Here is a 15,045-nt window from a genome sequence, read left to right as displayed (position 1 = left end):
GCCGCGGCGGCCGGCCACGGTCCGGCCGCGCCCGTCGGCGGCGCCGGGATGATGGGCGCCGGGATGATGGGCGGCATGGCCGGCGCCCCGCAGCAGGGCGGCGACAAGGACCACAAGGCGAAGGTCCAACTGGCCGGTTCCACCGAGCAGGTGTTCGGCAAGCCCAAGAAGTCCGCCCCGCCGGTCCTGGGCGAGGACTAACAGCCCCGTTCGCACGGCGAGGACTAACCGCCCGCTCGCACCGAGCCCAAGTGTCCTGAACGGAGGACACACCCCGCGAGGTCGCGTCGGTCGTTCGAGACTCCTTTCCCGCCGATCACGCTCTTCGATCGGCGGGAAACGAGGCTCGAACGACCGACTTCATGGCGACCGAGCCGCGACGCCGGAGGCGGCGCCATCAAATTCACACCCGTTTGGCCCGGTTCCGGTTGACCGTGTGGACGATGAACATCGTCAGCAGGAGCAGCCCGACGCCCGCGCCGGTCCCGGCCAGCGCCACGATCATCGGCGTGCTGCTCGGCGGGTTCAGCGGGTCGAGGCTCGTCATCAGCTGCTCGGGCGTCGCGGGCTTCGCGCCCGGCCGCTCGGACGGCAGCTCGGCGGTCAGCGCGGCCACCGGGTTGATCATCCCGTAGCCGATCTTGTTGTCCCGCCCGGTGGGGTTGCCGGGGTGCTGCGCGGTGGCCTTGATGCGGTCCATCACCTGCCGCGCGGTCAGCTTCGGGAACCGCTCGCGCACCAGCGCCGCCACGCCCGCCACGTACGGCGCCGCGAAGCTGGTGCCCTGGATCGGGCTGAGCTGCCTGTTCTCGTTGGCGTTCGCGTCGGTGAGGCCCTGGCCGTTCGGGTCGAGCGTGACGATGTCCTCACCCGGCGCGGCCACGCTCACCCACGGGCCCCACACCGAGAACGTCGACACCGCGCCCACCGAGTTCATCGACGCCACGGACAGCACGTCCTCGGAGTACCAGGGCGGCGACGCGACCACGTTGACGTCGTTCGGGTTCTGGTTGTCGTTCTGGAGCGCGCAGCCGCTCTCCGCGTCGATGTTGCCCGCCGCGGTCACGACGACGACGTTCTGGCTCACGGCCCAGTGCACGGCGGCCTGGAGCTCGCGCTCGCCGGTGCTCGGCTCGGTCGGCGGGGCGCACGCGGTCAACGAGATGTTGATGACCTGCGCGCCGTCCTTCACGGCCGCCACGATCGCCTTCGCGAGCGTGTCGACCTTGCCCGCGGACGCCCGGTTGTCGACCTTCTTGGGGTCCTCGAACTTGTAGTAGTCGCTGGTCTGCCGGTAGGCGATGATCTGCGCCTCGGGCGCCGCGCCGACGAAACCGGTCTCGTCGTCGCGGCTGGCCGCCGCCACGCCCGCGACCTCGGTGCCGTGGCCGTCGCAGTCGACGACACCGCGCTCGCCGGTCTCCACGTAGTCGCCGCCGGGGATGACCCGGCCGGCGAGCCGCGGGTGTTTCTCGTTGACGCCGGTGTCGATGATGGCGAGCTTCACGCCCTTGCCGGTGGCGAAGCGGTGCGCCTCTTCCAGGCGCAGCTGCATCTGGCCCCACGGCTTGTTGGGGATGCGCCGGTCGCCCGTGCCGGAGGTGATGCAGTTCTTGTGCTTCTTGTAGTCCACGTCCTCCTGGGGAGGCTCCGGGTTGCGGAGGTACTTCGCCAGGTCGACGGGCGGCGGCTGGGAGTTCGGCCGGCCCGCCGGGGGCGTGGTCGTGGTCGGCTGCGCGTGCGCGCCGGGCGCGGTCACGAGGGTGACCGCGACCGCGGTCAGCGCGGCGATCTTGCGGATGCGCATCACGGCCTCACGCGGGGATGAGCTGGCGCATGGCCACGTAGAGGTCCATCACGGCGAGCGCCAGCGGCAGGACCGCGGCGATCAGGATGGCCTCCAGCACGTCGACCGTGCGCCGCAGCACCGGCGAGAACTTCTGGTTGGGGAAGATCACGCCGAGCACCAGCGCGCCCGCGCCGACCACCACGAGGGTGCCGAACACGTACAGCAGCCGGTCGCCGGGCGAGGAGTCCACCAGCCACCCGAGCAGCACGCCGGCGCCCGCGACCATGCCGCTGGCCAGCAGCGCCACGGCCTGCGCGCCGTTGGCGTAGGCCCGGCCGCGCAGCAGCAGCACCAGCGTCACCACGATCGCCAGCAGCGGGCCCCAGATGGAGCCGTCGCCCGCGGCGATGACGGCGAACAGCGCGGCGATGCCGCCGCAGCCGACGATCATGCCGGTCAGGTACTCGTGCGCGTTGGCCGTGCGCCGCTCGATGACGGAGTACTCCGGGAAGCCGGTGTCCTCCTTCAGGTCCTCGGCGCTGCCCGGCACGGTCGGCAGCGGCAGCTTGGCCAGCTGGATCGTCAACCGGGGCAGCATCGACAGGGCGGCGAGCGAGACGGCCGCGGTGGCCGCCGCGATGCCCTGGACCGGGTGGTCGACGAAGATGCCGACGAGGAACGCGAGGCCGCTCAGCGCGCCCGCCGTGGCGGCGGCGATGAACACCGTGATGCCGCGGCCGATCAGCATGATGGCGGCCGAGGCGAAGATCAGCACCAGCACGCTGGCCAGCAGCAGGCTCGGCCGGCCCAGCGGACCGGGCACGATGTAGAGGCCGGCGACGTACGCCATCGGCAGGCCGCCCGCCGCCGCGATCAGCACGCCCGTGTCGGTCGCCCCGTACGCGCGCGCCACGACCGCGCCCGCGGCGAGCGCCGCGATGGCGATGACGCCCGCGCAGATCGCGGGCCACAGGTTGTCGCCGCCCGCGAACGGACCGGACATCAGCACCGCGATGGCCGCCGTGACGAGCGCCAGCGCGCCCGCCAGGTGGCCGTACTTGCGGGCCGTGTCCTTGGTCCACGGGCGGAAGCTGTCCGGGTCGGACTCGGCGATCGCGTCGACCACGTCGTCGTACAGCGGGGGCGGGGGGTTCTCGTTGCGCTTGCGCAGCTGGAGCAGCTCGCCGTCGACCACGCCGAGCGAGGCGAGGGTGCGGCTGGGGTCGAGCGGGCTGTCGCCCAGCTTGGCCAACGCCCACCCGCCGTGCCGCACGCCACCGTCCGGAGTGGCCTCCTTGGCCATGTCCAGCAGCATGGGCAGCAGGTCGGCCACCGCGACGTCTGCGGGCAGCGCGACGTCGATACGCGTTCGCGGCGCAACCACCGTCACCCGGCTGAACACCGTCGTACCGGTCGCCACCAGCGCCCCCTAAGTCCTGATGAGTGTCTGCTTGTGGTTCCGACCCGACCCTATTGGTCCGGTCGGACGTGCCACGGGCCGCCCCGGAGCACCGGGTGCAGTATGGCCGCCGCGGGCGTCGAACCAGGGCCGTTCCGCGCAACACGTTGGACGCGGATTTGCCGGACCCCCCTTCGTGGGCCGATCCGATGCGCCATAGTGTCGGTTGCCGCGGGTGGCGCCAGTCGCCGGCGGCCCGCCACCGTCACCCGGTCCGCCGGGTCGGGCGGATCGCAACGGGATCGACGCTGAAGAGGTGCCTGTCAGGTGAGCACGCTGCAGTTCAAGCGCACGGCACGCCTCGCCGCTCCCCGCCCGCCAGGCGGTGAGGTCCACCTGGAACCGCCGCCCGAGGTGCCCCGGGTCATCCCCGGCAACATCATGATGAAGGCGATGCCCGTCGTCATGATCGTGTCGTCCGTCGGCATGATGGTGCTGATGTTCAGCTACAGCGGGCGCAGCCCCGCTGCGATGATCATGCCCGGCATGATGCTGGTCTCGACCATCGGCATGATGGCCGGTGGCATGGGCGGCGGCAAGGGCCAGAAGAAGGCCGAGATGAACGAGGACCGCAAGGACTACCTGCGGTACCTCGGCCAGATGCGGGACCGCGCCCGCGAGGCCGCCAACGAGCAGCGCGCCGAGCGCGAGTGGGTCCACCCGGACCCCCAGATGCTGTGGTCCCTGGCCACCACCCGGCGCATGTGGGAGCGCCGGCAGAACGACCCCGACTTCTGCCACCTGCGCGCGGGCCGCGGCTCGCAGCGGTTGGCCACCCGGCTCGTGCCGCCGCAGACGGGCCCGGTCGAGGAGCTGGAGCCCATCGCGACGCTGGCGCTGCGCCGGTTCGTGCGCGCCCACTCGCTCGTGCCCGACCTGCCGATCTCCATCGCGCTGCGCGGCTTCGCCGCCGTCGGCCTCCTCGGCGAGATCAACGAGAAGCGCGGCCTGGCCCGCGCCCTGCTCGCGCAGATGGCCACCTTCCACTCGCCGGACGACCTGCTGATCGCCGTCGTCACCACCGGCCGCACCAAGGCCGAGTGGGAGTGGATGAAGTGGCTGCCGCACGTGCAGCACCCGTCGATCATCGACGGCATCGGGCAGATGCGGATGATGGCCGGCTCGCTGGCCGAGGTCGAGCAGATGCTGGACGAGCAGCTGCGCGACCGGCAGCGGTTCACCCGCAACGCGCCGCCGCCCGCCGACCAGCCGCACATCGTGATCCTGATCGACGACGGCGACGTCACCCGGGAAGAGCAGATCATCCTGGAGGAGGGCCTGGTCGGCGTCACCCTCCTCGACCTGTCCGAGTCGCTGGGCAACCTGACCGCGCGCCGCGGCCTGCGCCTGGTGATCGAGGACGGCAAGCTGGGCGCGCGCAGCGCGAGCGGCGTCGAGTGGTTCGGCTCGCCGGACTGGCTGAGCGTGGTCGAGGCCGAGGCGCTGGCCCGGCGGCTGTCGCCGTACCGGATCGGCGGCGTGGAGGCGGGCGGCAGCGACGAGGACCCGCTGTCGATGAGCAACAACCCGCCGCTGCTGGAGTTCCTGGGCATCCCCGGCGACCCGATGACGTTCGACGTGCAGGCCGCCTGGCGGCCCCGCCCCGTGCGCGACCGCTACCGCGTGCCGTTCGGCATCGGCGAGTTCGGTCAGCAGGTCGAGCTGGACATCAAGGAAGCCGCGATGGAGGGCATGGGCCCGCACGGCCTGTGCATCGGCGCGACCGGTTCCGGCAAGTCCGAGTTCCTGCGCACGCTCGTGCTGGGCATGCTGGCCACGCACTCGTCGACGTCGCTCAACATGATCCTGGTCGACTTCAAGGGTGGCGCGACGTTCCTCGGGCTGGACAAGGCGCCGCACGTCGCCGCGACGATCACCAACCTGGCGGGCGACCTCACCCTGGTCGACCGCATGAAGGACGCCATCGCCGGCGAGGTCTCCCGGCGGCAGGAGGTCCTCGCCAAGGGCAACTACAAGAACGTCTGGGACTACGAGAAGGCGCGCGAGAACGGCGCCGACCTCGACCCGCTGCCGGCGTTGTTCATCTGCATCGACGAGTTCTCCGAGATGCTGACGGCGAAGCCGGACTTCATCGACATCTTCCTCCAGATCGGCCGCGTCGGCCGGTCGCTCCAGATGCACATGCTGCTGGCCTCCCAGCGGCTGGAGGAAGGCAAGCTGCGCGGCCTCGACACGTTCCTGTCGTACCGGATCGGCTTGAAGACGTTCTCCGCCGCCGAGTCGCGCGCCGCGATCGGCGTGCCGGACGCGTACGAGCTGCCGCCCATCCCCGGTTCCGGGTACCTGGGCGTGCAGGGTTCGCCGCTGACCCGGTTCAAGGCGCTGTACGTGTCCGGCCCGTACCGGCCCGCCGGTCTCCAGGTCGCGGGCCCGTCCGCGCCGGTGACCAGCGACAAGCGGCCCCGGTACTTCGTGCCGGACTACATCGAGATCCCCAAGGAGCCGGTCCGGCCGCTGGAGCCGGTCAAGCAGGAGAAGAAGGAAGAGGACAGCAACGAGCCGTCCGAGCTGGAGGTCATCGTCGAGCGGCTGGTGGGCCAGGGCCCGCCGGCGCACGAGGTGTGGCTGCCGCCGCTCAATGAGCCGCCGTCGCTGGACACCCTGCTGCCGCCGCTGCAGGCCACCGAGGACCGCGGTCTGACCGCGCCCGGTTTCTTCTCCAACGGCAAGCTCCAGGTGCCGCTCGGCGTGGTCGACAAGCCGTTCGAGCAGCGGCGGGACCTGCTGTGGGCCGACTTCTCCGGCGCGGCGGGCCACGGCGCGATCGTCGGCGGTCCGCAGTCGGGCAAGTCGATGATGCTGCGCAGCCTGATCACCGCGATGGCGTTGACGCACACCCCCGAGGAAGTGCAGTTCTACTGCCTCGACCTCGGTGGCGGCACGCTCGCGTCGCTGGAGAACCTGCCGCACGTCGGTGGTTTCGCCAGCCGGTTGGACGTGGACAAGGCGCGCCGGATGGTGGCCGAGCTGTCGGGCCTGATCTCGGAGCGCGAGCAGCGGTTCCGCGCGCAGGGCATCGACTCGATGGTCGAGTTCCGCAACCGCAGGCGGCGCGGCGAGATCCGCGACGACAACTTCGGTGACGCGTTCCTGCTGGTCGACGGCTGGATGAACTTCCGGCAGGAGTTCGAGGCGCTGGAGCCGATGGTCCAGGCGCTGGCCGCGCAGGGTCTGTCGTACGGCGTGCACGTGGTCGTGGCGGCGAACCGGTGGGCGGAGATCCGGCCCGCGATGAAGGACCTCCTCGGCACGCGATTCGAGCTGCGCCTCGGTGACCCGAGCGAGTCCGAGGTGGACCGGAAGGTCGCGGTCAACGTGCCGCCCGGCCGGCCCGGTCGCGGTCTGTCGCCGCAGAAGCTGCACTTCCTCACCGCGCTGCCGCGCATCGACGCGTCGTCGGACGCGGAGAACGTGGCGGCCGGCGTGCAGGACATGATCGCCAAGGTGAACGCGGTCTGGCGCGGCAAGCGCGCGCCGCAGGTCCGCCTGCTGCCCGACCTGCTGCCGCACGCCGAGTTCATGGCCCAGGTCCAGCAGCAGCGGCCGAACCGCGGCCACCTGGTGCCGATCGGCGTCAACGAGGACGAGCTGGCCCCGGTGTACCTGGACTTCGACGCGGACCCGCACTTCATGTGCCTGGCCGACGGCGAGTCCGGCAAGACCAACCTGCTGCGCACGATCGTGCGCGGCATCATGAACAGCTACACCTCCACCGAGGCGCTGATCATGCTGGTCGACTACCGGCGCACCATGCTCGGCTACATCGAGACGGACCACCTGCTGTCGTACGCGGTGTCGTCGGCGCAGCTCACGGACATGATCAAGGACGTCCGGGGCTCGATGAACGGCCGCCTGCCCGGTCCGGACGTCACGCAGGAGCAGCTGAAGAACCGGTCCTGGTGGAAGGGCCCCGAGCTGTTCGTCGTCGTGGACGACTACGACCTGGTCGCGCCGCAGGGCGCGGCGAACCCGCTGCAACCGCTGGCGGAGTTCATCCCGCAGGCCAAGGACGTCGGCCTGCACATCGTCGCGGTGCGCCGCATGGGTGGCGCGTCGCGGGCGATGTACGACCCGATCCTGGGCAAGCTGAAGGAGATCTCGGCGCCGATCCTGGTGGGTTCCGGCTCGAAGGAGGAAGGCGCGATCGTGGGCAACCTCAAGGCGTCGCCGCAGCCTCCCGGCCGGGGCACGCTGGTCACCCGCAAGCTGGGCCAGCAGCGCATCCAGGTGGCGTGGATCGACCCGGACTGACCCGGTCCGACCGCTCGGCACGACGAGGGGGCCCCGCTTCGGCGGGGCCTTCCGCGTTGACGGGCCTTCGCGTTGGGGCGACCTTCCGCGTTGGCGGGGCCTTCCGCGTTGGCGGGGCCTTCGCGTTGGCGGGGAAGGTCCGCGGCCGGCTTGGCGGGGGAGCGCCCGGCCGGCCGCGGACCGTGCCGTCACCTCCGGGCACGCCCGCTCGGGGCGGCCGTCCCACCTGCGTCGACGGCGGTACCCCCCGCTGTCGACTGCCGTCGCGCCGTGGGGTCGGTGGGTCGGTGACCGGGTGGAACTGTGCCCCAGGGCGCTCACACTTGACTCACATGTGCCTCTCCGCTGTCGGACGACTGCCCTATGCTCTGGCCGGCCCAATGCCCAACGGGTCGCGGGAGCGGTCCCAGGAGGAGGGGGAGGCGCGTGGAGACGGAGTTCAAGGTGCTCGGCCCCCTCGAAGTGCGGCACCGCGGGGAGCCGGTCGCGGTCCCCGCCGGCGGCGCCCGGGTGCTCCTCTCGGCGCTGCTGCTCCACCACAACCGGGTCGTGCCCGCGGACGACCTCGTCGACCTGCTGTGGGAGAACGGGCCGCCCAACCTCGCCCGCGCCCGGTCGTCCCTGCACATGGCCGTGCTGCGGCTGCGCCGGTCGCTCGGTCCGGCGGACGTCGTCGGCACGGCGAGCGGCGGGTACGTCGCCGAGATCGACCCGGACGCGCTCGACCTGCACCGCTTCCGCGAGCTGATCGCCGCCGGGCGGTTCGGCGAGGCGCTGGACCTGTGGCGCGGCGAGCCGCTGTCCGACGTGCGCTCCGACACGCTGCACCGCGACCACGTCGCGCCGCTCGCGGAGGAGCGGCTGGCGGCGCTGGAACGGCGCGTGGACGCGGACCTCGCCGCGGGCCGCGACGCCGACCTCCTCGCCGAGCTGCGCGCGCTCACCGGCCGGCACCCGTTGCGGGAGCGGTTCTGGGCGCAGCTCGTGCACGCGCTGCACGGGTCCGACCGGCGGGCGGAGGCGCTGGCCGCCTACGCGGAGGTGCGCGAGCTGCTGGCCGAGGAGCTGGGCGCGGACCCGGGGCCGAGCCTGCGGGAGGCGCACCGCGTGGTGATCGCGGACGGTGAGCCGGACGTCGTCGTGCCGCACCAGATCCCGGCCCACCCGGCGCACTTCGTCGGCCGGGACGACGAGCTGGACCGGCTCACGGCGCTGCTGGACCGGTCGGCGGGCGCCGCGGTCATCTCCGCCGTCCGCGGCACGGGCGGCATCGGCAAGACGGCGCTGGCGCTGCGCTGGGCCGAGCGGGTCGCCGACCGGTTCCCGGACGGCAGGCTGTACGTGAACCTGCGCGGGTTCGACCCGGCGAACGCGCCTCTGGACGTCGGCGAGGCGTTGCGGGGGTTCCTGGAGGCGCTGGGGGTGAAGGCGGAGCGCGTGCCGACCCGCCCGGCGGACCAGGCCGCGCTCTACCGGTCCAAGCTGGCCGGCCGGAAGGTGCTGGTGGTGCTCGACAACGCGCGGGACGCCGACCAGGTGCTGCCGCTGCTGCCGGGCGGGACGAGCTGCTTCGTGCTGGTCACCAGCCGCAACCAGCTCGGCGAGCTGGTGCGGGTCGGCGCCGTGCCGCTCACGCTGGACGTCATGCCGGACGTCGAGGCGCGCCGGCTGGTGGAGCGCGTGGTGGGCGTGTCGCGGACGGGTCAGGAGCCGGCGGCGGTGCGGCGGCTGGTCGAGCTGTGCGGCGGCCTGCCGCTGGCGCTGGCCACGGTGTCGGCGCGGGCCGCCCTGAACCCCGGCTTCCGGCTCGCGTCGCTGGCCGACGAGCTGGCCGACGAGTGGGGCCGGATGGCGGGCCTCGACGCGGGCGACGAGCAGGGCGTGCGGGCGGTGCTGTCGTGGTCGTACCGGGCGCTCTCGGCGCGGGCGGCCCGGATGTTCCGGCTGCTCGACGTGCACCCCGGTCCGGTGATCTCGGTGCCGTCGGCGGCGAGCCTGGCCGCCGTGCCGACCGCGGAGGCCGCGGCGGCGCTGGCCGAGCTGGCCCGGTTGCACCTGCTCACCGAGGTCGCGCCCGGCCGGTTCGCGTTCCACGACCTGCTGCGCGCCTACGCGGCGACCGAGGCCGACGCCGACCCGCCCGAGGAGCGGGACGCGGCACGGGCCCGCGTGCTCGGCTTCTACCTGCACTCCGCGTTCAACGCGGTCAAGCGCATCCACCCCCAGCGGGACACGAGCCCGGTGCGGCTGGAGCCGCTGCCGCCGGGCGCCGTCGCCCACGAGCCCGCGGACGACCCGGCGGCGTGGCGCTGGATCGACCTGGAGTACCCGGTGCTCCTGTCGACCTCCACCCGTGCGGCGGAGACGGGGCACGGCCTGCTGTCGTGGCACCTGTGCTGGACGCTCGGCACGGTGTTCGACCGCCGGGGCCAGTGGCACGACTGGCTCGCGATGCTCGGCGAGGCGGAGCGGTACGCGGTCCGGGAGGGCGACGGCCGGGCGCTGGCGACGATCAAGCACCACTCCAGCGTCGCCCTGCAGATGACCGGCGACCCGGAGGCGGCGCGGGCGGCCTTGGAGCAGGGCCTCGTGCTGTTCGAGGGCCTGGGCGACCGGCGGGGACTCGGCGACGCGCACCGCGGCATGGCGTTCCTGTGCGAGAACGCGGGCGATCCGCGGGCCGCCCTGGAGCACGGGCAGCGCGCGCTGGAGCACTACAAGGCGGTGGGCTTCCCGTTCGGGGTCGCGGGCACGATGAGCGCGATCAGCCTCTACCACTCGCACCTGGGCGACTACCCGAAGGCGCTGGAGATGGGACACCGCGCGCTCGAACAGCAGCGCGCGCTCGGGCACACCTACGGCGAGGCGAACGTGCTGGACAACATCGGTTGGGCGCACCACCGGGCGGGCGACCACGGCGAGGCGGTCGGCTACTTCCGCGAGTCGGCCGACCTGTTCCGCAAGAGCGGGTCCGTGGTGCTGGAGGCGCAGGTGCTCGTGCACCTGGCGGAGGCGGAGGAGGCGTTGGGCGACGTCGGCGAGGCCCGCCGCGCGCTGGCCCGCGTCATGGGGCTCGCCGGCAGCCTCCAGGAGTCGTTCGTGGCGGACGTCGAGGCGCGGCTGTCCCGGCTCGACGACACGGCGCCGGGCGGGCGTCCCGGTTCCCGGGCCGTGGCGGCCACGTGATCAGGTTCAACGTCCTCGGGCCGCTGGAGGTGTGGCACGGCGGGCGGCGCGTCCCGGTGCCGGCCGGGCGGGCCCGCCTCCTGCTCGCGGTCCTGTTGCTGCGGGCGAACCAGCCGGTGTCGGCCGACGAGCTGGTCGACCGGCTGTGGGACGGCGAGGCGCCCAACCCGGACCGCGCCAAGGCCACGTTGCAGATGGTCGTGCGGCGCCTGCGCCAGGCGTTGGGCGAGGCGAACGTGGTGCGCACGACCACCGGCGGCTACCTGGCCGACCTGCCGCCGGGCGCGCTGGACCTGCGCGAGTTCCGCGACCTGGTCGCCGAGGGCCGGTTCGCCGAGGCGCTGGAGCTGTGGCGGGGCACGCCGCTGTCCGACGTGGCGTCGGACTCCCTGCACCGCGACGAGGTCGAGCCGCTGCTGGAGGAGCGCCTCGGCGTGCTGGAGCGCCGCTTCGACGCCGAGCCGGCCGCCGGTCTCGGCCCCGACCTCGTGGCCGAGCTGCGGTCGCTGACCAAGCAGCACCCGCTGCGGGAGCGGTTCTGGGCGCAGCTGTTGACCGCGTTGCGCGCCTCCGGCCGGCGCGCCGAGGCGTTGACCGCGTACCTGGAGATGCGGGCGGTCCTCACCGCCGAGCTGGGCGTCGAACCGGGGCCGGAGCTGCGGGCGCTGCACGCGGAGCTGCTGGCCGAGGACGACGGCGGCGCGCCGGCCGTCCGCCTGCGCGACCACCTGCCCCGCGACCTGCCCGACTTCACCGGGCGCGCCGAGGAGCTGGCGACGGTCGCCCGGGTCGCCGAGCGCGGGCTGGTGTGCGCGGTGGACGGCATGGCCGGCGTGGGGAAGACCGCCTTCGCGGTGCACGCCGCGCACCTGCTCGCCGACCGGTACCCCGACGGCCGGTTCTACATCGACCTGCACGGCTACACCGAGGGGCGGCAGCCGCGGGAGACGCGCGACGCGCTCGCCGTGCTGCTGTACTCGCTGGGCGTGCCGCGCGAGCGCGTCCCGGTCGGGCTCGACGAGCGGGTGGCGCTGTGGCGCTCGGAGATGGCCGGGCTGCGGGCGGTCGTCGTGCTGGACAACGCGTTCGACGCGGTGCAGGTCCGCGCGCTGCTGCCGTCCGCGCCGGGCTGCCTGGTGATCGTGACGAGCAGGCGCAGGCTCGTCGGTCTGGACGGCAGCCACGCGTTGTCGCTGCCGGTGCTGCCCGGCCCGGTCGCCGCCGACCTGTTCCGGCAGGTGGCGGGCCGGTCCACGTTGGACGCCGCCACGCTGGCCCGGCTGGTGGAGCTGTGCGGGCACCTGCCGCTGGCGATCCGGCTCGCGGCGGCCCGGCTGAACCACCGCGCGGCGTGGACGGCGGAGTACCTCATCGACCGCATGCGCGACGAGCGGCGGCGGCTGCGCGAGTTCGCCGCCGACGACCGCGACGTCGCCTCGGCGTTCGCCGTGTCCTACCGGACGCTGGACGACGTGCAGCGGCGCGTGTTCCGGGCGCTGGGCCGCCACGTCGGCGAGGACGTCGACCGGTACTCCGGCGCGGCGCTGTCAGGGCTGCCCGCGGACGTGGTGGACGACGTGCTGGGCGCGCTGGTCGAGGTGAACCTGGTGGAGGAACCCCGCCAGGGCCGGTTCCGGCTGCACGACCTGGTCCGCCACTACGCGCAGGAGACCGCCGAGCCGGACGACGCCGCGGTGGTCCGGCTGCTCGACTACTACCTGGCCGTGGTGAAGGCGGGCGACGAGGCGCTGTACCCCAACCGGGCGCGGCTGCCGGTGCGCGAGCCGGACGCGTCGCTGGAGCTGCCGGGGTTCACCACGGCGGGGCCGGCCGTGGAGTGGTTCGAGGCGGAGCGCGAGAACATCGCCGCCGCCGTGGGCCACGCCGCCCGCCACGGGCTGGACGAGCACGCGTGGCAGCTGCCCTACCTGCTCTGGGGCTTCTACTACCACGGCGGCCACGTCTCGGACTGGATCTCCACCCACGAGACCGCCCTCGCCGCCACCGAGAGGCTGGGCGACGACCGGGCCCGCGCGCGCGTCCTCAGCGGGTTGGCCGGCGGGTACTGGGCGTCCGGGCGGAACGAGGAGGCGCTGAGCCAGTTCCGCGAGGCGTACGACCTGATGGAGGCAGACGGCGACCACGTCACCGCCGCCGTCCTGCTGGGCAACATCTGCGCCTGCCTCGACCACATGGGGCGGCACGAGGAGGCGCTGGAGCACGGGGAGCGCGGCGCCCGCATCCAGATGGAGAAGGGTCAGCTGGCCAACGTCACGCTCACCCTGTGCAACGTGGCGTCGTCGTTGATGAAGCTGGGCCGGCACGAGGAGTCGATCGAGCGCTACCGGGAGGCGATCGCGGTGAGCGTGCAGGTCCGGGACGAGCACGCCGAGGCCGCCGCGTTCATGGAGATGGCCCAGCCCCTGAGCGCGCTCGGCCGGGAGGACGAGGCGCTGGCGGCCGCCATGAAGGCGCTGGCCGTGCTGGAGCGGCTGGCGGACGCGACCGGCACGGCCGAGGCGGCGACCATCGTGGCGGAGATCCACCGCAAGGAAGGGCGGCTGGACGAGGCGCTGGACTACTTCCGGCGCACGCTCGGCACCCTGGACCAGGCGACCATCCCGTGGTCGCACGCCGCCGCGCTGGCCGGCATGGCGGACGTGTTCGACCGGCGGGGCGACCGGGCGACGGCCGTGGAGCACTGGAAGCGGGCGATCGACCTGTACGAACGGCTCGACAGCGACCGGGCGGAGGAGCTTCGGGCCAGGGTCGGGCAGGACGGCTGACCTGCGCGTCCGGGCGTCCCGGCCCCGTCGTGCCGACTCGCGCCGAGCCCGGTGGTTCGTAGACTGGCACCGCAGGGGAGGGGTATGGCGACCGGGTCAACACCGCCGGCGCTCCCGGGGGGACTCCGGGCGCGGCGGCCGTCGGCACGTCCCCCGCGCCGGGTCGGCGACCCGCCCGTGACGCGGTTCAACGTCCTCGGACCGCTGGAGGCGTGGCACGACGGCGTGCGGCTCACGATCCCGGCCGGACGGGCGCGGGTGCTCCTCGCGACGTTGTTGCTGCGCGCCAACCAGCCGGTGCCCGTGGACACGCTGGCCGACCGGCTGTGGGAGGACGGCGCGCCGGGCCCGGACCGGGTCCGGCCCACGCTGCAGATGGTGGTCCGGCGGCTGCGCCAGGCGCTCGGCGACGCGAACGTGGTCCGCACGACCACCAACGGGTACGTCGCCGAGGTCGACCCGGACGCGCTGGACCTGCACCGGTTCCGGGCCCTCGCGGCGGACGGGCGGCACGCCGAGGCGCTCGCGCTGTGGCGCGGCGACCCCCTGTCGGACGTGCGGTCGGACGTGCTGCACGCGGAGGAGGTCGAGCCGCTGCTGGAGGAGCGGCTGGTCGTGCTGGAACGCCGGATCGAGGCCGACCTGGCGGCCGGCCGGTTCGGCGACCTGCTGCCCGAGCTGCGCTCGCTGACCCGGGCCCACCCGTTGCGGGAACGGTTCTGGGGCCAGCTGGTGCTCGCCCTGCACGGCAGCGACCAGCAGGCGGAGGCGCTGGCCGCGTTCCGCGCGGTGCGCGACCTGCTGGCCGACGAGCTGGGCGTCGACCCGAGCGAGTACCTGCGCGCGGTGCACCGGACCGTGCTGTCCGGCGACCCCGAGCCGGCGCCCGCGCTGACGCCGTGGACGGCGCTCTGCCAGCTGCCGCCGGACACGTCCGACTTCATCGGGCGCGACGACCTGTACTCGGAGGCGGCGGCGCTGCTCGTCGGCGACCCGTCCGGCACGGCGGTGCCGGTGGTCGCGATCACCGGCGCGCCCGGCACGGGCAAGAGCACCCTGACGATCCGGATCGCGCACGCCCTGCGGCGCAGGTTCCCCGACGGCCAGCTGTTCGTCCGGCTCGACGGCGCGGGCGGCGACCCGCGCGACCCGGCCGAGGTGCTGGCGGAGCTGCTGACGGCGGTCGGCCTCAACCCGTCGGCCATCCCGGACCGGCTGGAGGCGCGCGCCGCCGCGTTCCGGTCCCGCGTCGCGGACCGCGCGGTGCTGCTCGTGCTGGACGACGCGGCGGGGTTCGACCAGGTCAAGGACCTGTTGCCGGGCACGGCGAGCGGCGCCGTGCTGATCAGCAGCCGGCACCAGCTCGCGGGCTTGCCGGGCATCCGGAGCCTGCGGGTGCCGCCGCTGGCCGCCGCCTCGGGCGTCGCCCTGCTGACGCGGATGATCGGCCCGCAGCGCGTCGCGGAGGAACCGCGCGCCGCGGTCGCGATCGTGGAGGCGTGCGGCGGGTTGCCCCTGGCGCTGCGGATCGTGGGCGCGCGCCTGGCCGCACG

At 73.7% G+C, this 15,045-nt stretch carries 6 protein-coding genes and 1 pseudogene; 5 read left to right on the top strand and 2 right to left on the bottom strand.

Features of this window, described 5'->3' with window-relative positions; genetic code table 11:
• Positions 1-201, top strand: a pseudogene (locus ACFQ3T_RS26600) (WXG100 family type VII secretion target); the annotation flags it as partial.
• A 202-nt stretch (positions 202-403) separates the two neighbouring features.
• Here ACFQ3T_RS26600 and mycP read toward each other — a convergent pair.
• A complete protein-coding gene (mycP, locus tag ACFQ3T_RS26595) occupies positions 404-1,807 on the bottom strand; it encodes a type VII secretion-associated serine protease mycosin (RefSeq protein WP_380727050.1) in 1,404 nt (467 codons plus the stop codon).
• 7 nt (positions 1,808-1,814) lie between these two features.
• The gene (gene eccD / locus ACFQ3T_RS26590; protein WP_380727048.1) at positions 1,815-3,209 is read right to left on the bottom strand and encodes a type VII secretion integral membrane protein EccD; all 1,395 of its coding nucleotides are present in this window, start codon (positions 3,207-3,209) and stop codon (positions 1,815-1,817) included.
• 306 nt (positions 3,210-3,515) lie between these two features.
• On the opposite strand from eccD, the gene eccCa reads away from it, so the two are divergent.
• The 4 genes from eccCa to ACFQ3T_RS26570 form a co-directional block, all read left to right on the top strand.
• Positions 3,516-7,520, top strand: a complete 4,005-nt coding sequence (gene eccCa / locus ACFQ3T_RS26585; protein WP_380727046.1) for a type VII secretion protein EccCa — start codon at positions 3,516-3,518, stop codon at positions 7,518-7,520.
• 426 nt (positions 7,521-7,946) lie between these two features.
• The gene (locus tag ACFQ3T_RS26580) at positions 7,947-10,706 is read left to right on the top strand and encodes an AfsR/SARP family transcriptional regulator (RefSeq protein ID WP_380727044.1); all 2,760 of its coding nucleotides are present in this window, start codon (positions 7,947-7,949) and stop codon (positions 10,704-10,706) included.
• Entirely contained in the window at positions 10,703-13,492 is a 2,790-nt protein-coding gene (locus tag ACFQ3T_RS26575) for an AfsR/SARP family transcriptional regulator (RefSeq protein ID WP_380727042.1), read from the top strand. Before ACFQ3T_RS26580 ends, ACFQ3T_RS26575 begins: the two co-directional genes overlap by 4 nt.
• Before the next feature lie 177 nt (positions 13,493-13,669).
• On the top strand, positions 13,670-15,045 hold a 1,376-nt coding region (locus tag ACFQ3T_RS26570), incomplete at its 3' end, for an AfsR/SARP family transcriptional regulator (RefSeq protein WP_380727040.1).

Origin of the sequence: Saccharothrix hoggarensis (assembly GCF_042678885.1) — a bacterium.
Lineage (GTDB): Bacteria > Actinomycetota > Actinomycetes > Mycobacteriales > Pseudonocardiaceae > Actinosynnema > Actinosynnema hoggarensis.
Note: the sequence above shows the minus strand (reverse complement) of the source record. Positions and strands in the feature narration are given on the sequence as shown.

What these genes read in the sequence shown, in the direction of transcription:
- mycP (WP_380727050.1), bottom strand. Translation starts at nt 1,807, where the DNA reads ATGCGCATCCGCAAGATCGCCGCGCTGACCGCGGTCGCGGTCACCCTC.